This is a genomic window from Hydrogenophaga sp. ZJX-1, assembly GCF_048590325.1.
GTDB lineage: Bacteria > Pseudomonadota > Gammaproteobacteria > Burkholderiales > Burkholderiaceae_C > Hydrogenophaga.
Genome location: NZ_JBMBRA010000005.1, coordinates 314,407 through 331,558, shown reverse-complemented (window position 1 = coordinate 331,558; position 17,152 = coordinate 314,407). Strand labels below are relative to the sequence as shown.

The window sequence follows — 17,152 nt, the reverse complement described above, 5'->3', positions numbered from 1 at the left end:
TCAGACTCCAGTTGTTGCATGGTTTGGGTCGTTGCCGGGTGCGGGGGACTCGCCGCTGCTGCCCAGCGCTTCCACCAGGGCCGCGGTTGCAATAAGCACACCACCGGCCCAGCCCATGGGCGTGAGGCTTTCGCCGCCGAACCACAGTGCGGTGAGCACGGCCACCACCAGTTCGGCCAGCAGGATCACGCCGGCGCGGCTGCTCTCCAGGTGCGTCACGCCGAACTGCCAGGTGGCGGTGGCCAGCAGCAGCCAGCCAAAGCCGTAGCCCAGGATGCCGAGCCACACGCCCAAGCCCATGGCCGGCGCGCTGTGGCCCAGCGCGCTGGTGGCGGCGAGCGAAATCACACCGCAACCGACGAACACGGACAGCGTCTTGGTGCGCATGGGCACGGCCTGCGCGGCGCGCGCAAGGATGTTGTTGGCCGCGAAGGCGAAGCCGGCCGAGAGCGCGAGAAAGTCCACGAAGCCGAGCGACAGCTTCAGCGCCCCCGGCCCGCCGAGCACCATCCACAGGCCCACGATGGCGGCCACCACCGCGGCCCAGCGCAGGGGCGGAATGCGTTCTTTCAGGAACAGCCAGCCGCCCAGCACCGACCACACGGGCGAGAGGTAGAACAGGAACATCACCCGCACCACGTCGCCCATCATCAGCGCGTTGACGAACGAGGTGTTGGCCCAGCCACCCACCAGCGCCAGCGCGAGCACGTAGCCCCACTGCCCGCGCCAGGCCGTGCGGTCGCGCCAGATGAAGGGCAGCGCGCACAGGCCCACCAGTCCATAGGACAGCAGCGAAACCACCGGTCCGCTCAGTCCCTGCGCGATGAACCACTTGAGCGGCATCCACGACAGGCCCCAGAGCGAGGCGGAGAACAGCAGCACGCCGGTAGCGACGCGGTCGGAGGGGTGTTCCATCCTCATGGCATGACCGATCCGCCGTTGGGACCGAGCACCTGGCCACAGTAGAAACGCGAGAGGTCGGAGGCGAGGAACAGCGCCGTGGCGGCGATCTCTTCCGGCGCACCGAGGCGGTGCTGCGGGATGGCGAGTTCTTTTTCCACCCACTCGGCGCTCATGTGTTCGAGCGACACCATGGCGGTGGCCACCGGGCCGGGCGCGATGGCGTTGACGCGGATCTGGTGCGGCGCGAACTCGCGCGCCAGCGAGCGCGTAAGCCCGATCACGCCGGCCTTGGCGGTGCAGTAGGGCGCGTAGCGCTCGCGCCCGAGGATGCCGAGGTCGGACGCGATGTTGACGATGGCGCCGCTGCCGCGCGCCACCATGCCGGGCAGCACCGCGCGGCACATCAGGAAAACCGACTTGAGGTCGCTGCCGAGCATGCGGTCCCAGTCGGCTTCGGTGGTGTCGAGGAAGGCCTTCTCCTGGATGATGCCGGCGTTGTTCACCAGGATATGCAGGGCGCCGCAGGCGGCGATGGCCTCGTCCACCAGGCGCTGCACCGCGCTGGCGTCGCTCACGTCGGCGCTGAGGGCCATGGCCTGGCCGCCGGCTGCCTCGATGGCTTGCACGAGCGAGGCCGCTTCGGCGTCTTGCCCCAGGTGGTTGACCACCACGCGCGCACCGGCCTGCGCGAGCAGCAGCGCGGTGGCGCGGCCGATGCCGGTGGCGGCGCCAGTGATCAGCGCGGTCTGGCCCTGCAACGACACTGAGAAGCTCATGCCATCACCTCACCGTGGCTGGCCACCAGGCACTGGCCGGTGAGCGGCGCGGCACCTTCGCTGGCGAGGAAGAGGAACACGCCCGCGAGTTCGTCGGGCGTGAGCATCTTCGGCACGGCCTGGCGCGACAGGATCTCGCGCTCCACCTCGGCCTCGCTGCGACCGCTCTCGGTGGCCATCGCGGTCAGTGAACGCATCGCCGCCTCGGTGCGCACCCAGCCGGGGCAGACCGCGTTGACACGGATGCCGCGCGGGCCCAGCTCCAGCGCGAGCGAGCGCGTGAGGCCCACGACCGCGTGTTTGCTCGCGCTGTAGGCCGAGAAGCCGGCCACGCCGATGCGGCCCCAGATGGACGACTGGTTGATCACGCTCGCGCCGCGCGGCAGCAGGGGCAGCAGCGCCTGGGTGAGCCGGACCATGCTGCTCACGTTGTTGTCGAGCAGGCCGGTCCAGCGCGCCATGAAACCCGCTTCGCTGTCGGCCAATGGTGTCGGGTACTCGGTGCCGGCGTTGTTCACCAGCACGTCGAGCCGGCCCCAGCGCTCCCGCACCTGGGCCGCCACGGTCGCCACCTCGGCGTCGCTACCGAGATCGCACACCGCGCTGTGCACCTGGCTGCTGTGCAGCGATTCCACCAGCGCGTCCAGCGGCGCGGCCGCGCGGTCCAGCAGCATCAGGCGCGCGCCCTGTGCGAGAAAGGCGCGCGACAGCGCGCTGCCGATGCCGCCGGCCGCGCCGGTGATCAGCACGGTCTTGCCTTGCAGGTCGTGGTTCACGGTCACACCGCCGTCAAAAAGGACACCCCCACCGCACCGATGAACCCATCCGCGCGGTGCGGCGCCCCGGGCGGCAGCACCGCGCCGTAATCGCTGGCGAGCACGCGGGTCACGCGGTGGCGGTGGTAGGCGCGCAGCAGCTCGCCCACCGTGACCACCTGGGCATTGCCCTCGGGGTACAGCTCGCGGTGCAGGCGCGGCAGCTGGTACCAGGGCGCGACCGGGCGCTCGTGGTGGGCGTTGTGGAACCCGAAGTTGAGCCAGACCAGGTTGAGCAATGGAGCGTCCAGGCCCACCACGTCGCTGTAGGTGTTGGCCTGCTCGTAGGCGCGGTCGCGCAGCTTGTCCTGCGGGATGGGCTTGTCGTCGAGGATGGGGTAGGCGTCGTAAGTGTGCTGGAAGCAGTCGGCAAAACGCAGCAGGTGCACGAACAGCAGGTAGGCCAGCGCGTAGAGTGCCAGCGCCTTGAGCGACCACCAGGCCAGCAGCGCCCAAGCCGTGATCCGGACGATGGCGACACCGATCACGCGGCCACGCGCGGCTTTCTTGCGCTCGCCCAGGAAGGGCAGCGCGATCACGAAGCCGCGCATGACGAACTCCACCGCGGGGATGTGCAGCCATTCGAGCGCCAGCACCATCCGCCGCACCAGCGGGTGGGCGCGCAGGAAACCCTGCAGGTCGAAGGTGATGACGTCGGCGCGTTCGACGTGGTGGCGCATGTGCTTGCGGCGCAGGTCGGCGAAGCTGGCGTAGGCGCTGCCGTTGATCCAGCTCATGAACCGACCCCAGCGCTCGTTGGCCTGCGGCGTGCGGAAGATGGCGTGGTGCGCGAACTCGTGAATGAAGTAGGCCGACCAGGTGAGCGTGAGCGCGACCAGCAGCACGCCCAGCGCGTTGAGCGCCCAGTGGCTCTGGCCCAGCAGGGCGATGCCGAGCGGCCAGCCGAGCACGGTGAAGGCCAGCGCTGCGGTGTTGGGCCAGACGCCATCGGCGTGACGGAAAAGGGCTTGTTTCATGGCAGGAACTCCATGCGGAAAACGCGGGGTGGCCAGCGCTCCGCACACCCGTGCCAGCGGCACGGGCGGCGGAGAACTCTGAGCGGGATTTACTTGGCCAGCGCCTTGACGAGCGAAGCGTCGAAGGTGGCTTCGGTGGCCGGGATCGTGGTGATCTGGCCCTTGGCCTTGAGCAGCTGGCCGATGATTTCACCGCTGGCGTAGTAGGAGGTGGTTTCCTTGGCGGGCAGGAAGGCCTTGGGCATTTCGGCCAGCGGGATGTTGTAGACACCACTCATCTGTTCCTTGGCTTCCTTGGCCGAGACGCCCATGAACTTGCCGATGATCTTGGCGGCCTCATCGGGCTTGGCTTTCATGTAGGCCATGCCGTCGAGGTAGGCCTTCATGACGCCGGTGATCTCGGTCGGCTTGGCCTTGATGACCTTGTCGTCGAACACCAGCACGTCAGCGATCAGACCGGGCGCGTCCTTGGAGGAGAAGATCACCTTGAATTTCTTGCCGCCGCCCTGGCCCAGGATCTGCGACAGGCTGGGTTCGTAGGTCACGCCGACGGGCAACGCGCCCGAGGCCATGGCCGCGGGCACCGCTTCGGGCGTCATGCTCACGGGGCTGATGTCCTTCTCGCTCAGGCTCACCGTCTTGAGGGCATAGGAGAGCAGGAAGTCCGAGGGCGAAAGCGGGTTGTAGCCGATCTTCTTGCCCTTGAAATCCGCCACCTTGGCGATGCTGCTGTCGGCCACGATGGCGTCGCCGCCGTTGGAGTAGTCGATGGGCATCACCACCTTCATGGCGCGGCCCGCCGCCACCTGGCCGACCACCTGGTCGTAGGTCAGCATGCCGCCGTCGACCGCGCCCGAGGCGATGGCCGCGGGGATCAGCGCCGGGTCGTTGAAGACCTGCAACGAGACCTTGAGGTTGTGCTTCTTGAACAGGTCCAGCGATTCGGCCACGTAGAAGGGTCCGTAGCCGATCCAGACCACGGTGGCCAGTTTCATGTTGACGGGCGCGGCCATCGCCGCGGCGGTGGCCAGCGAGAGCGCGGCACCCAGAGCAGGCTTGAACAGCTTGCCGAGCACGGAAGAGGACGTGGTGGAACCTGCGGGAGAGGAGAAGAGACCAGCCAGTTTCATGATGAAGCTCCATTTGATGAGGGATGGGCGCAGGAGAACCGATCAGACGTCGTTCTCCCGGGCTTTTATCCCTCCGTGGAGCCTGCGATGAGGCCGGTCCACTCTCGGACCAGACCCCGCGGTGAAGCGGACGGAACCCTAGTGGACCTACGCACGAGCCGCTGCCCCTGTGTGCAGACCGCTCTCCATGCTGATACTCCCCCATGCATGTATCGTGCCAGCTCCGCCGCCCCGTTTTTGCACCAAATAGCGGCACAGCGCACCCCGCCCGCCCACCTCGGCGCTGAAATTGGTGCGTGAAACGGGGCCTAGAATCCCCAGCACCACCGCACCCCCTCGCTGACCATGCCCCACACCATCCCCGCCTGCCCGCAATGCGGCCTTGAAAACACCTACCCCGACGGCGACCACTTCGTCTGCCCGGACTGTGCCTTCGAGTGGCCGCAGACGGCCGCGGGCGCCGAAGACGAAGCCGCCGGCGACGGCACCGTGAAAGACGCCAACGGCAACCCGCTGGTCGACGGCGACTCGGTGATCCTGGTCAAGGACCTGAAGGTCAAGGGCTCGTCCACGGTGCTCAAGAAGGGCAGCAAGATCAAGGGCATCCGTCTGGTGGACGGCAACGACGGCCACAACGTGGACTGCAAGACCGAGCTGGGGCCGATGCTGCTGAAGTCGGAGTTCCTGAAGAAGGCATGAGCCGCATCGCTGTCATCGACTTCGAAACCACCGGCATCTCGCCCGGCCAGGGAGACCGCGCCACCGAGGTGGCCATCGTGCTGCTGGAGCGCGGCCAGGTGGTGGACCGCTTCCAGAGCCTGATGAACGCGGGCGTGCACATCCCGGCCTTCATCACGCAGCTGACCGGCATCACCAACGCCATGGTGGCCGATGCGCCGCCGGCCGAGGCTGTGATGGCGGACGCCGCGCGCTTCGTCGGCGAGCTGCCAATGGTGGCGCACAACGCGTCGTTCGACCGCCGCTACTGGATCGCCGAACTCGCGCGCGCCGGTGTGCCGGCACCGCAGCCTTTTGCCTGCACCGTGCTGCTCTCGCGCCGGCTCTACCCCGAGGCGCCGAGCCACAAACTGGGCAGCCTGGTGGACTGGTTCCAGCTACCCCGGACCGGCCGCGCCCACCGCGCGCTGGCCGACGCCGAGATGGCGGCCGAGCTGCTGCAACGCATCCAGCACGACCTGCGCACACGCCACGGTGTGGCCGAGCCGGACCACGCGTACCTGATGGGCCTGCAGCGCTGCACCAAGGCGGCCGTGACCAAGCTGCTGGCCCGTCACGCCGTGCCACAGGGTGTTTTGAGCGCCCGCTGACGGCCCTCGCGTCGGGCAACGAACGCCCGGCGAGGGCAGGGCGCGAACCGCGCCGCCCATCCGCCAGCGGGCCCGAACCCGAAAGCCCGTGCTACGATTTGCAGCATGCAACGCCGCACACCCTTGTCCACCCTATCGCTAAGCCTAGTGCTCGGCCGGGGTCTGCCTGCGTTCGCCTTTCTCGTTGCCTGAAGCGCAACACCCGACTTCCCCCTGACCCCGGCCCACGAACCAGCCTCCATCACATGGAGGGCTGCAGGGGATGTCGCCTTTGTTTTTTCAGATCCCCCGATTCGTGGAGCCGTTCATGATTGCCCAGCCCGCCCGCAAGTACCAGGCCTTTCCCCCCGTCGAGTTGCACGACCGCACCTGGCCGTCCCAGTCCCTCACCCACGCCCCCGTCTGGCTGTCCACCGACCTGCGCGACGGCAACCAGGCGCTGTTCGAGCCCATGAACGTCGAGCGCAAGCTGCAGCTCTTTCAGGCGCTGGTGCGCATCGGCTTCAAGGAGATCGAGGTGGGCTTTCCGGCCGCCTCGCAGACCGACCACGATTTCGTGCGCCGCCTCATCGACGAAGGCCTGGTGCCCGACGACGTGACGCTGATGGTGATGACGCAGGCGCGCGCCGACCTCATCGAGCGCACGGTGGACGCCGTGCGGGGCGCGCCGCGCGCCATCGTGCACCTCTACAACGCCACCGCCCGGGTCTGGCGCCGCGTGGTGTCCGGCATGAACGTGACGCAGGTGATGGCCTTCGTGCAGGACCACGTGTCACTCCTGAAACGCCTGACCGACGCCCGGCCCGAGACGCGCTGGACCCTGCAGTATTCGCCCGAGACCTTCAGCGCCACCGAGCTGGAGCTGTCGCTCAAGGCCTGCCAGACGGCCATCGCGGCCTGGGGCGCGGGCCCCGGGCGCGAGGTGATCATCAACCTGCCCAGCACGGTGGAAAACGCCACGCCCAACGTGTTCGCCGACCAGATCGAGTGGATGCACCGCCGCCTGAGCCCGCGCGAGCACATCGTGCTCTCGGTGCACCCGCACAACGACCGCGGCACCGGCGTGGCCGCGGCCGAGCTGGCGATGCTGGCCGGGGCGCAGCGCGTGGAAGGCTGCCTGTTCGGCAACGGCGAGCGCTGCGGCAACCTCGACCTCGTCACGGTCGCGCTCAACCTCTACACCCAGGGCATCCACCCGGGTCTGGACTTCTCCGACATCGACGGCGTGGCGCGCGTGGCAGAGGCCTGCACGGGCCTGCCCATCCACCCGCGCCATCCCTACGCGGGCGACCTCGTGTTCACGTCGTTTTCCGGCTCGCACCAGGACGCGATCAAGAAGGGTTTCGCGGCGCACGATCCCGAGGGCCTGTGGCAGATCCCCTACCTGCCCATCGACCCGGCCGACCTGGGCCGCACCTACGACAGCGTGATCCGCGTCAACAGCCAGTCGGGCAAGGGCGGCATCGCTTTCCTGCTGGAGCGCGAGCGCGGCGTGGTGATGCCACGGCGCATGCAGGTGGAGTTCAGCGCCGCCGTGCAACGCCACACCGACGCCAGCGAAACCGAGATGAGCGGCCCGGCGCTGTGGGCGCTGTTCCAGACCACCTACCTCGACCCGGGCACCACGTTGTCCGCGGTGGCGCAGGCCATCACCTGCCACGCGCACCGCCTGTCGGAAGACGGCCAGGGCATCGAGCTGGACGTCACGATCGAAGGTGTGCGGCAGACGCTGCAAGGACAGGGCAACGGCCCGATCGCGGCCACCGTGGATGCGCTGGGCCTGCCGCTGGAGGTGCACGGCTACGAAGAGCGGGCCACCGGTGCGGGCGCCCAAGCGCAGGCCCTGGCCATCGTGGAGGCCGGGCTCGCCGGCACGCCCGGCGCGACCTTCGGCGTGGGCCTGGACAACAACATCGTCACCGCCTCGGTGCGTGCCGTGCTGAGCGTGGCCAACCGCCTGGTGGCGCCGCCCCGGACGGCGCCGGCGGTGGCCGCCACCGCCGAAGGCTGATCCGGTCGGGCTGCGCGGATGGGCCGGCGACGGCCCATCCGTTACCCTTGGCACCCATGCGCCGTGTCCTGCCCATCCTCGCCCTGACCATCCCCTTGCTGATCGCCGGCTGCGGCAGCTCGCCGCCAGCACGGGGGCCCGTGTACCGGTCGCTGTCGACCGAGCAGTCGAGCGACATCGCCATCCACGCACTGGGGCTGGTGGGCACACCCTACCGCTGGGGCGGCAACACGCCCGAAAGTGGCTTCGACTGCAGCGGCCTGATCGGCTACGTCTACAAGAGCCGCGCCGGCGTGGCGCCGCCGCGCACGGTGGCCCAGCTGTCGGGCTTCGGCCAGCCGGTGAGCACCCGCGAGTTGCGCACCGGCGACCTCGTGATCTTTGGTTCCGGTCGGCCGTTCCACGCCGGCATCTACGTCGGCGAAGGCCGGTTCGTGCACGCACCGTCCAGCGGTGGCACGGTGCGGCTGGACCGGCTGGACAACCGCTACTGGGCGCGCCAGAGCACCGCCTTCCGCCGCCCTTGAAGGGCGGCCCTTGGTGGCCGCGCGACAATACCGGGCTATGACCCACGCCCACCGCACCACCACCCCGCTGTCCACCCAGGACACCACCCGCATCGACGACCTGCGCATCGGCGCGGTGCGCCCGCTCATCACACCCGCCCTGCTGCAGGAATGGCTGCCCACGCCGTCCGGGGCATTGGCGCTGGTGGAGAGCAGCCGCGCCGCGCTCTCGCGCGTGCTGCACGGGCAGGACGACCGGCTGATCGTGGTGGTCGGGCCGTGCTCCATCCACGACCACGGGCAGGCCATGGAATACGCCCGCTTGCTGAAAGAACAGGTGGACGCGCTGAACGGCGACCTGCTCATCGTCATGCGCGTCTACTTCGAAAAGCCGCGCACCACCGTGGGCTGGAAGGGCTACATCAACGACCCGCACCTGGACGGCAGCTTCGCCATCAACGAAGGCCTGGAACTGGCGCGCCAGCTGCTGCTGGACGTGCTGGCGCTGGGCCTGCCGGTGGGCACGGAATTCCTCGACCTGCTGAGCCCGCAGTTCATCAGCGATCTCGTGAGCTGGGGCGCGATTGGCGCGCGCACGACCGAAAGCCAGAGCCACCGTCAGCTCGCCAGCGGCCTCTCGTGCCCGGTGGGCTTCAAGAACGGCACCGACGGCGGCATCAAGGTCGCGAGCGACGCCATCCAGGCGGCGCAGGCATCACACGCCTTCATGGGCATGACCAAGATGGGCCAGGCCGCGATCTTCGAAACGCGCGGCAACGCGGATTGCCACGTCATCCTGCGTGGTGGCAAGGCGACCAACTACAGCGCCGACGACGTGGACGCCGCCTGCGCGCTGCTCAGGGCCGCGGGCCTGCGCGAGCAGGTGATGATCGACGTCTCGCACGCCAACAGCAGCAAGCAGCACCGCCGGCAGATCGACGTGTCCGCCGACGTGGCGCAGCAGATCGCCGCGGGCGACGCGCGCATCACCGGTGTGATGATCGAAAGCCACCTGCACGAAGGCCGCCAGGACATCGTGCCCGGCCAGCCGCTGCAGCACGGCGTGAGCGTGACCGACGCCTGCATCAGTTTCGAGCAGACCGTGCCGGTGCTGCAGGGCCTGGCCGAAGCGGTGCGGGCACGGCGCTCGAAAACCAGCCGCTGACCCACCGGCGCCGCGACGCACAGGCCGTCCTGGCTGGCTCGCGGTCCGTGACACTGTCAACTTTTACAGGGATTTGATCCCGCTCCTGTGCCGGGTGTCTAGAGTGCGCCAGTCGCTGGCTTTGGCTGGCGTCTCATTCACCCACAAACAGCATTCAGGAGGTTTCATGTCCCCATTCAATCTGACCGGCCGCAAGGCCCTGGTGACCGGCGGTGCCCGGGGCCTGGGCGCCGGCATGGCCGTGGCGCTGGCTGCGGCCGGGGCATCCGTGATGATTGGCGACGTGCTCGAAGAGCAGGGCCAGGCGACCGCACGGGCCCTGGCCGCCACAGGCGCGCAGGCCGCGTTTGTGCACCTCGATGTGACCGACGAAGCCCACTGGCTCGCGGCGATCAGTGCCACGCACTCGGCATTCGGGGGGTTTGACATCCTGATCAACAACGCCGGCATCGAGATCACCGCGCTGGTGACGGAGATCGATCCCGACGCGCTGCGCCGCATGCTCGACGTGAACATCGTCGGCACCGCGATCGGCATGAAGCAGGCATTCCGCGCCATGCGCCCGGGTGGCCTGGCCGGACAGGGCGGCGTGGTGGTCAACGTGTCGTCGGTGGCGTCCACCATCGCGTTCCCGGCCATCGCGGGCTATTCGGCCACCAAATCGGCGGTGGACCGGCTCACGCGGGTGGGCGCCATGGAAGCCGGCAAACTGGGCTACGGGGTGCGCGTGAACAGCATCTACCCCGGCCTCGTGCCCACCGACATGGGCATGCAGCTCGCCAGCGACGTGGTGAGCGCCGGCTTGTTCGAGTCACCCGATGCCGCCGTGATGGCCATCGTGGAGCAGACGCCGCTGGGGCGCCTGGGCACGGTGAGCGACATGGCCGACGCGGTGGTCTTCCTGTGCTCCGACGCCTCGCGCTTCATCACGGGCGCAGGTCTGCCCGTGGACGGCGGCATGGGCATGTGAGGCCGGGCCGGGCCTTGGCCCGGTCGGCCCGTGTGCTCAGTTCAGCGCGGCTTGCGCGGCACCATCGGGCCGCGGCCTTCGATGTGGCGGAAATTGATACGGCCCTTGGTCAGGTCGTAAGGCGAGAGTTCAAGAGAAACCCGGTCACCCGCGAGGATGCGGATGTGGTTCTTCTTCATCTTGCCGGCGGAGTAGGCAATCAGCTGGTGACCGTTGTCCAGCGTCACGCGAAAGCGCGTGTCGGGCAGCACCTCGTTGACGATGCCCATCATGTCGATCAGTTCTTCCTTGGCCATGTGAGGCTCCTTTGCTTCAAATACAAATCTGGGGAGAAGGCACCGTCGCTGCCACGGTGGCCGGGCGCACGCGTGCACGCAACGCGTCGTTCACCCAGTCGATGCCTTGCGCCACGGCGTAATGCGCCGCTGCGTCGTGAGTGGGGAAATCATCGTGGAAGCGCATGACACGGTCGGTACAGGCGCTGCCCGAGCCGCTGGCGATGGACACCTGGGCGGCAAAACGGCCGCACGGCAGCGGCCGGGGGCAAGCCGCGATGCGGTACTTGCCCAAGGTGAGAGGAGTCAGTCTCTTCGTTGTTGTGGTCGTGGAAATCGTATGAATCATCAAAAACATCAAAGGGCGGAACGCCGCGGTCTCATGGACCGCACAGCAGGAAAACGCCCGAAAAACACATTGGCAGCCCCAAGCGCCGGGGTGCCCGACTGAATCAGCCGGCGCCGGCCCGGTGTCGGGAACACCTGACCAGAACCGGTGCACGAGCCACGGCAGGGGCATCGGCAACAGCAGGGAAAAGATTGCGACGGCGCCGACCTGGAAAGGGTGCGGGGCTGGCGCGGCTCGCGATGGAGGGGCTGGACCGGCGGCCCCTCTGCCGGGGGCGGTGCGTCAAGGTCGTCAAACCCGGACGCGGCTGGTCGCCCAAGGCGAACCAGTTAATGTACCACGATGTGGAAAAACGTGCACGGTTGGAGCACTCACCAGTGCTCGGTTGGGCCGCAACCCAACATCAGCAATGCAACCGTGAACTGCACGTCACGGGTCACTTTTTCCCCCGGAGACGGTCCGGGTTCCGGCGGCTTGAACGGCGCATCGTCTTGAACACCTTCGCGCATCCAGTCACTGACCATGTGGTTCCCTCGTGAAGGCAGGGCGAACACCCCACCGCTTTGGCGTGGGGCTCATTCACTCTTCCCCGACATCCCGCCCCTTGCTGCTGCGCCAGATCGCGCGCACCAGCCACAGTCCGCCGACGAACGCGCTGGCAAAGCCGAGGAAGCCGAAGGCGGGCAGGCCGAACAGGGTGGGACCACCTTTGACGGTCATGACGATGGACGAGCCGATGATGAGCGCGGCGATCACCAGCGCCATGGTGAGGCGGTTGGCGGCGCGGTCGATCTGGTCGCCCACGCGCTTGAGGTGCGCCAGCTCGATGCCCACGTGCACCTTGCCACGGCGCGCGTTGCGCAACAGGCGCGAAACGTCGTGCGGCAACTGCTCGGCCACGGCGAGCGTGCGGCGCAGGGTCTGCCAGGCGCGGTTGGCCATGACCTTGGGCTGGTAACGCGCACGCACCACCTGCTTGAGCAGCGGCAGGGCCTCGGTGGTCATGTGGAACTCGGGGTCCAGGCTGCGCCCCATGCCTTCAAGCGTGATGAAGGCCTTGATGAGCAGGGCCATGTCGGACGGCAGACCAAGGTGGTGCTCGCGCAGGATGGTGGTGACGTCGGCGAGCATCTCACCCAGGTTCAGCTGGGCCAGCGGGGTGCCGTGGTACTGGTCGACGAAGGTTTCGATCTCGGTTTCGAGCAGGCTGAGGTTGACGCCGTGCTCGTCGCCGGTCCAGTCGAGCAGCACATCGGCCACGGTCTGCGGGTTGCGCTCCACCAGGCCCAGCAACAGGTTCAGGAGTTCTTCGCGTCGGCGCACCGACAGGCGGCCGACCATGCCGAAGTCGATGAAGGCGATGCGGTTGCCTTCGAGATAGAAAACGTTGCCGGGGTGCGGGTCGGCGTGGAAAAGGCCATCTTCGACGATCTGTTTGAGCACGGCCTGTGCCCCGCGTTTCGCCAGCAGGCTGCGGTCCAACCCCTGGGCATCCAGCAGGTCAAGTTGATTACCGGCAATGCCACCCACGAAGTCTTGTACGTTGACGCGCTCTTTGGTGTGCACCCAATGCACCCTGGGCACCACGATCCAGGACAGGCTGACCAGGTTGGCGGCGATGCGTTCGGCGTTGCGGCATTCGCTGGCCAGGTCGAGTTCGCGTTTGAGCGAGCGCGCCAGCTCGCGCACCAGCTGTTGCGGGCGGTAGGGTTTCAGCGCCGGGATTTCGGCTTCGGCGATGGCAGCCAGCCGGGCCAGCAGGCGCAGGTCGGCGTCGATGGTTTCGGTGATGCCGGGGCGGCGGATCTTGACAACCACTTCGGTGCCGTCGTGCAGCTGGGCGCGGTGCACCTGGGCGATGGACGCGGCGGCCAGCGGCTCCACGTCGAAACGGGCAAAGATGGTTCCAGGCTCGCCACCGAGGTCTTCGCGCAACTGCGGCAGCAGGACCTCCAGCGGTACCGCAGGCACCTGGCTGTGCAGTTTCTCGAACTCCGCGATGAATTCGGGGCCGAACAGGTCGGCGCGACCGGCCAGGATCTGGCCGAGCTTGACGAAGGTGGGGCCGAGTTCTTCGAGCGTGAGGCGCAGCTGGACCGGGGGTTCGAGCCGCGCCAGATCGGCGGCGTGTTCCCACTTGAGGACGTGGCCTGTGCGCTCCAGCCGGTCGGCCAGGCCGAGGCGGCGCACGCTGTCGCCGAAGCCATGGCGGATGAGCACGCCCAGAATGGTGTTCAGGCGGCCCATGTCTCGGGCAGCGCCCAGGGTTTCGATCAGCATCCGAGCATCATAAAGACCCGCCGCCGCGCAGCGCGCGCCGCGGATCGCTCTCCGGCTCGGTGGAGTGCAGGACCCGACTTACTTGCGGTCCGGCAACTCGATCTTGACTTCGAGCACTTCCAGGTTGTCCTGGCGCTCCAGCATGACCTTGATGTCGTCCGGATTGATCTTGATGTACTTGCCGATCACGGCCACCAGCTCGCGCTGCAGCGCGGGCAGGTAATCGGGCTCGGCGGCATTGCGACCGCTGCGCTCGTGCGCGAGGATGATCTGCAGCCGCTCCTTGGCGACGCTGGCAGTCTTCTTTTTTTCGCCCAGAAAGAAGGAAAGGAAGGACATGCTCACTTCCTTCCGAACACGCGCTTGAAGAAGCCCGCCTTTTCGGCTTCGACGAAACGAAGCGGTTTCTCGGCACCGAGAAAACGGTCGATCACGTCGCTGTAGGCCTCGGCCACGTCGGTGCCCTTCAAGTGGATCGCCGGCATGCCCTGGTTGGACGCGGTCAACACGTTTTCGCTCTCGGGGATGACGCCGATCAGCTTGATGCGCAGGATGTCCTGAATGTCTTCCAGGCTGAGCATCTGGCCATCGGCCACACGCGTCGGGTTGTAGCGCGTGATCAGCAGGTGTTCCTTGATCGGATCCTTGCCCTCGATGGCGCGTTTGGTCTTGCTGCCGAGCATGCCGAGGATGCGGTCGGAGTCGCGCACGCTGGAGACTTCGGGGTTGGTCACGATCAGCGCTTCGTCGGCGAAGTGCATGGCCATGAGCGCGCCGGTCTCGATGCCGGCGGGCGAATCGCAGACGATGTATTCAAAGCCCATGGCGGACAGGTCGTTCAGCACCTTTTCAACGCCGTCCTGCGTGAGCGCGTCCTTGTCGCGCGTCTGGCTGGCGGCGAGCACGAACAGGTTGTCGCACTGCTTGTCCTTGATCAGCGCCTGGTTCAGGTTGGCTTCACCGTGGATGACGTTGATCAGGTCGTAGACCACGCGGCGTTCGCAGCCCATGATCAGGTCAAGGTTGCGCAGGCCGACGTCGAAGTCGATGACAGCGGTCTTGTGGCCGCGCAGGGCGAGGCCGGAGGCGAAGCTGGCGCTGGTGGTGGTCTTGCCCACGCCGCCCTTGCCGGAAGTGATGACAACGATTTGGGTCATGTGGAGGTTCCTGTGAAGGTGGGGAAGTGGCTGAAAGGCTGCTGGCAGCCGTCAGGCAGACAGGGGATCGATGATCAGTTTGTCTTCGCCGTCGGGACCGGGCATGAGACGCACCTGGGCGGCCTTGCCCCGCACTTCGGGGGGCAGATCGGTCTCGCTGGTGCGGTAGATGCCGGCGATGGAGATGAGTTCGGGGTCCATGGACAGCGCGAAGATGCGCGCGTCGGCGTTGCCACGGGCACCGGCGATGGCTTTGCCGCGCAGCGGTGCGTAGACGTGGATGTGGCCGTCGGCGATGACTTCGGCGCCGGGGTTGACCATGGCCATGACGACCAGATCGCGCCCGCGGGCGTAGACCTGCTGACCGGAGCGCAGCGGTTTGTCGATCACCATCGCACCCGGTGCCACCGGGGGTGGCACAGCGGCGACCGGAGCGGGCGTTTCGGGCTGGACCGGCGCCCGACTCGGGGCGGGCTGGGGCGCGGGGCTGCGCTGGACCAGGGCGTCGGGCGCCGAAATGAGACCCGCGGCCAGGGCGGCGGCGGTCTGGGCATCGCTGCCGCCGCGCACGGCGATGGGCTGCAGGCGGTACTGGCGCAGGAGGTCGGCGAGTGCGGCGAAGTCGAGCGCGGTTTCGAGACCGGTGGCCTCGGTGCCCTGCAGGGGAGAGAGGTCGATGACCAGCGGGTCCTGGTCAAAAAAATCGGGCATGTCGCCGAATCGCTGGGCCAGTTCTTCGCTCAGACGGGCGAGGTCGGCGGATTTGAGCAGCAAGGCGACCAGGGGCAGGTTGGCGCTCTTGATCTCGAAGGTGGCGGGCGCGTTGGCAGCGAGGGCAACGGACATGAAGGGCAGGCTCGGTGGCTGGAGAGAAAAACGAGGTCCCAGCGGATGTGCAGAGGGTGAAGCCGCACAGCAAGACCCGGGCCCACTGCGCGCCGCGCATCTTACCAGCCGGGGGGTGTGCGTTTGTGCCCAGGTGTGTGCCGGTGTGAGGGGCTGTAAACCCGGTGCCCAGCCGTTCGTCGGTTTGCTCGATGGCAACGCACAAACCGAGGTGTCCCGGCATACTGAAACCCGTATGGAAAACACCCCCATGTCCCCTGAGAAGTCGCCTTCCGGTACGCCGGTTTCAGCCTGGGCCCGTGTGTCGCTGGTGTGGCGCATGACGCGGCCTGCCTTCCTGCTGCTGACCGTGGTGGCCTGCGTTCTGGGCACCGCCACGGCAGCGGCCTGCGGCTGTGGTCTGGATCTGCCGCTGGCGCTGGGCGCCATGGCGCTGGCGGTGCTGGCGCACGCGGCGGGCAATGTGTTGAACGACCTGCACGACGCCCGCAACGGCGCCGATGCGGCCAACACGGACGGCATATCTCCCTTCACCGGCGGTTCGAGGCTGATCCAGACCGGCGCGGTGAGCGAACAGCAGACCGCCGAGCTGGCCAAGGCGTTGCTGGTGTTTCTGGTGCCCGCGGGTCTGTTGCTGGCGGTGAAGGTCGGCGGCGGGGTGTTGCTGCTGGGCATGGCCGGACTGCTGCTGGCCTGGGCGTATTCCGCGCCGCCGCTCAAGCTGATGTCGCGCGGTCTGGGCGAACTGACGGTGGCGCTGGTCTGGTTTCTGGTGGTGGTGGGCGCGGACTATGTGCAACGGCGGCAGTTCTTCGTGATCCCGGCGAGCGCAGCGGCGGGTTTTGCGCTGATGGTGGGTGCCTTGCTGCTGATCAATGGTTTTCCGGACGCCGCAGCCGATGCCCGGGTGGGCAAACGCACCCTGGTGGTGCGGCTGGGCCCGGTGGCGGCGGGCGCGCTGTACGGGGTGCTGGTGCTTGGCGCCCATGCGTGGCTGGCGGCCAGCGTGTGGCTGTTGATTCCGCCGGAGCCCGCGCTCTGGGGACTGGTCTCACTGCCGTTCTCGCTGGCGGCACTGACCTGGCTGCTGACCCATCTGCACCGGCCGCAGCAGCTGAAGCCGGCCCTGGCCCTCACTGTGGTGGCCACGCTGCTGCACGGTCTGGGCATGGCCTGGGGCTTTGCGCAGATGGCGCGCCTGCACTGAAACCCCGCTTTTTGGCGATTGCGCAGGGGGTTTTTGCACAACCCTGTGTGTAACTTTCTAATAAGCACCGTGTTATCCACAGCACGGTGGAAAAGCGTGAACTTATCCCCGTTTGGCTTCGGCAGCAACAGGCCCGTCTTCACACGCTTGTACTGGCGCCAAGTCCTTGATTGGCCAGCAAAAAAGCCGCTTGTCCACAAAAATTTGGCTGCTCTACTATTCCTACTAATTTGAAATAAAGCTATAGAAGAATAAGAACAGCCGGGGAAGCGCCGTCCGGCGCACCGAACGGACAAGTCCAAAAAAGTGACCCGGTCGGTGTTGGAAACCGGTTCCGGTTGTTTTGGGTCCAGAGGGTTTTCCATCACCGAAACCCGCCGGAACTGCAGCCGCAGATCGGCTGTTGGCAGCTGTTTCTCACAAGCCTGTGTGTAACTTTTTAATAAGTTCAAGGTTA

General features: G+C 67.3%; 19 protein-coding genes and 1 riboswitch. Of the genes, 7 read left to right on the top strand and 12 right to left on the bottom strand.

Features of this window, described 5'->3' with window-relative positions; genetic code table 11:
- The 5 genes from ACN5W5_RS16585 to ACN5W5_RS16565 all read right to left on the bottom strand — a co-directional run bounded on the left by ACN5W5_RS16585 (window position 1) and on the right by ACN5W5_RS16565 (window position 4,601).
- Entirely contained in the window at window positions 1-921 is a 921-nt protein-coding gene (locus ACN5W5_RS16585; protein ID WP_420049590.1) for a DMT family transporter, read from the bottom strand.
- Window positions 918-1,679: an SDR family NAD(P)-dependent oxidoreductase gene (locus tag ACN5W5_RS16580; RefSeq protein ID WP_420049589.1), complete on the bottom strand. Its 762-nt coding sequence runs from the start codon at window positions 1,677-1,679 to the stop codon at window positions 918-920. The genes ACN5W5_RS16585 and ACN5W5_RS16580 overlap by 4 nt, the downstream gene beginning before the upstream one ends.
- Window positions 1,676-2,455: an SDR family NAD(P)-dependent oxidoreductase gene (locus ACN5W5_RS16575; RefSeq protein WP_420049588.1), complete on the bottom strand. Its 780-nt coding sequence runs from the start codon at window positions 2,453-2,455 to the stop codon at window positions 1,676-1,678. The genes ACN5W5_RS16580 and ACN5W5_RS16575 overlap by 4 nt, the downstream gene beginning before the upstream one ends.
- A 2-nt stretch (window positions 2,456-2,457) precedes the next feature.
- Window positions 2,458-3,471 (bottom strand): fatty acid desaturase family protein, encoded by a 1,014-nt coding sequence (locus tag ACN5W5_RS16570; RefSeq protein ID WP_420049587.1) that lies wholly within the window; start codon window positions 3,469-3,471, stop codon window positions 2,458-2,460.
- A gap of 89 nt (window positions 3,472-3,560) precedes the next feature.
- Window positions 3,561-4,601, bottom strand: coding sequence for an ABC transporter substrate-binding protein (locus ACN5W5_RS16565; protein WP_420049586.1), 1,041 nt, complete (start codon window positions 4,599-4,601; stop codon window positions 3,561-3,563).
- Between the two features lie 52 nt (window positions 4,602-4,653).
- Window positions 4,654-4,754: riboswitch (guanidine-I (ykkC/yxkD leader) on the bottom strand.
- A 192-nt stretch (window positions 4,755-4,946) separates the two neighbouring features.
- On the opposite strand from ACN5W5_RS16565, the gene ACN5W5_RS16560 reads away from it, so the two are divergent.
- From ACN5W5_RS16560 to ACN5W5_RS16535, 6 genes are all read left to right on the top strand, one after another.
- On the top strand, window positions 4,947-5,300 hold the full coding sequence (locus ACN5W5_RS16560) for a zinc ribbon domain-containing protein YjdM (RefSeq protein WP_420049585.1): 354 nt from the start codon (window positions 4,947-4,949) through the stop codon (window positions 5,298-5,300).
- Entirely contained in the window at window positions 5,297-5,929 is a 633-nt protein-coding gene (locus tag ACN5W5_RS16555) for a PolC-type DNA polymerase III (RefSeq protein WP_420049584.1), read from the top strand. The genes ACN5W5_RS16560 and ACN5W5_RS16555 overlap by 4 nt, the downstream gene beginning before the upstream one ends.
- Window positions 5,930-6,236: 307 nt before the next feature.
- Window positions 6,237-7,940, top strand: coding sequence for a 2-isopropylmalate synthase (gene leuA, locus ACN5W5_RS16550; protein ID WP_420049583.1), 1,704 nt, complete (start codon window positions 6,237-6,239; stop codon window positions 7,938-7,940).
- 56 nt (window positions 7,941-7,996) lie between these two features.
- Window positions 7,997-8,467 carry a C40 family peptidase gene (locus ACN5W5_RS16545; protein ID WP_420049582.1) on the top strand — a complete coding sequence of 157 codons (471 nt, stop codon included), beginning with the start codon at window positions 7,997-7,999 and terminating at the stop codon, window positions 8,465-8,467.
- A gap of 37 nt (window positions 8,468-8,504) precedes the next feature.
- On the top strand, window positions 8,505-9,611 hold the full coding sequence (locus tag ACN5W5_RS16540; protein WP_420049581.1) for a 3-deoxy-7-phosphoheptulonate synthase: 1,107 nt from the start codon (window positions 8,505-8,507) through the stop codon (window positions 9,609-9,611).
- Window positions 9,612-9,777: 166 nt separating this feature from the next.
- On the top strand, window positions 9,778-10,581 hold the full coding sequence (locus tag ACN5W5_RS16535; protein ID WP_420049580.1) for an SDR family NAD(P)-dependent oxidoreductase: 804 nt from the start codon (window positions 9,778-9,780) through the stop codon (window positions 10,579-10,581).
- Between the two features lie 41 nt (window positions 10,582-10,622).
- On the opposite strand, the gene infA is transcribed toward ACN5W5_RS16535, so the two are convergent.
- From infA to minC, 7 genes are all read right to left on the bottom strand, one after another.
- Window positions 10,623-10,877, bottom strand: coding sequence for a translation initiation factor IF-1 (gene infA, locus ACN5W5_RS16530; protein WP_056265133.1), 255 nt, complete (start codon window positions 10,875-10,877; stop codon window positions 10,623-10,625).
- Between the two features lie 16 nt (window positions 10,878-10,893).
- A complete protein-coding gene (locus ACN5W5_RS16525) occupies window positions 10,894-11,151 on the bottom strand; it encodes a hypothetical protein (protein WP_210828338.1) in 258 nt (85 codons plus the stop codon).
- A 425-nt stretch (window positions 11,152-11,576) separates the two neighbouring features.
- Window positions 11,577-11,729, bottom strand: coding sequence for a hypothetical protein (locus ACN5W5_RS16520; protein ID WP_420049579.1), 153 nt, complete (start codon window positions 11,727-11,729; stop codon window positions 11,577-11,579).
- 55 nt (window positions 11,730-11,784) lie between these two features.
- On the bottom strand, window positions 11,785-13,485 hold the full coding sequence (locus ACN5W5_RS16515) for an ABC1 kinase family protein (protein WP_420049578.1): 1,701 nt from the start codon (window positions 13,483-13,485) through the stop codon (window positions 11,785-11,787).
- Window positions 13,486-13,563: 78 nt separating this feature from the next.
- The gene (minE, locus tag ACN5W5_RS16510) at window positions 13,564-13,824 is read right to left on the bottom strand and encodes a cell division topological specificity factor MinE (RefSeq protein WP_177136621.1); all 261 of its coding nucleotides are present in this window, start codon (window positions 13,822-13,824) and stop codon (window positions 13,564-13,566) included.
- Between the two features lie 2 nt (window positions 13,825-13,826).
- Complete coding sequence (gene minD, locus ACN5W5_RS16505; RefSeq protein ID WP_177136620.1) at window positions 13,827-14,642, bottom strand: septum site-determining protein MinD; 816 nt, start codon at window positions 14,640-14,642, stop codon at window positions 13,827-13,829.
- Window positions 14,643-14,693: 51 nt separating this feature from the next.
- Window positions 14,694-15,488, bottom strand: a complete 795-nt coding sequence (gene minC, locus ACN5W5_RS16500) for a septum site-determining protein MinC (RefSeq protein WP_420049577.1) — start codon at window positions 15,486-15,488, stop codon at window positions 14,694-14,696.
- Window positions 15,489-15,738: 250 nt separating this feature from the next.
- Between minC and ACN5W5_RS16495 the strand changes: the two genes are divergently transcribed.
- Window positions 15,739-16,695, top strand: a complete 957-nt coding sequence (locus tag ACN5W5_RS16495; RefSeq protein WP_420049576.1) for a prenyltransferase — start codon at window positions 15,739-15,741, stop codon at window positions 16,693-16,695.
- The last annotated feature ends 457 nt before the right edge of the window (window positions 16,696-17,152 follow it).